The organism is Pseudomonas laurentiana (genome assembly GCF_014648275.1).
Lineage (GTDB): Bacteria > Pseudomonadota > Gammaproteobacteria > Pseudomonadales > Pseudomonadaceae > Aquipseudomonas > Aquipseudomonas laurentiana.
Window position 1 is genome coordinate 1 of record NZ_BMQU01000221.1, and the last position, 502, is coordinate 502.

General features: G+C 14.3%; 1 protein-coding gene. It reads right to left on the reverse strand.

All coding sequences use genetic code 11. The features are described 5' to 3' along the window. On the reverse strand, positions 1–312 hold a 312-nt coding region (locus IE038_RS25855), incomplete at its 3' end, for a hypothetical protein (RefSeq protein ID WP_189396458.1). Positions 313–502: the final 190 nt, after the last annotated feature.

Genomic DNA, 502 nt, shown 5'->3' on the forward strand with positions numbered 1-502 from the left:
TATATTTTTAGTGGGAATAATTAAATGATTTTGTTTATATATTTGTAAAATTAAGTGTTTTGTAATTAGTGAATTATATTTTTTGTTATAATTTGTATTTTTTAAGAAAATATAGTGATTTTTATTTAATTTATTTAAATTATGATTATAAGTAAGTATATAAATATATTTTTGAAAAAAAAGTGGATATAGAAAATTTTGTTGTTGAGTTTTATTGAATTTTAAATATTTTTGAAATTTATTTATTTGGATTGAAATTTGATTTGAATTGAAGGTAAAGTTTTTATTTTTTTGAGTTTTGAAATGATATATAGTGTGATATAGTTAAAATAAGGTATTAGATTATGAAAGTTATAGATATAGATATTTTATAAATAGGTAGATTGTTAATTGGATTTTTTATTTTTAATAGGTTTTTGTTTGTTATATTATAGAATAATAAAATAAGATTATTAGAAATTTTTTATTTTTTTAATTTAATTGTTTTTTTGATTTTGGAAAT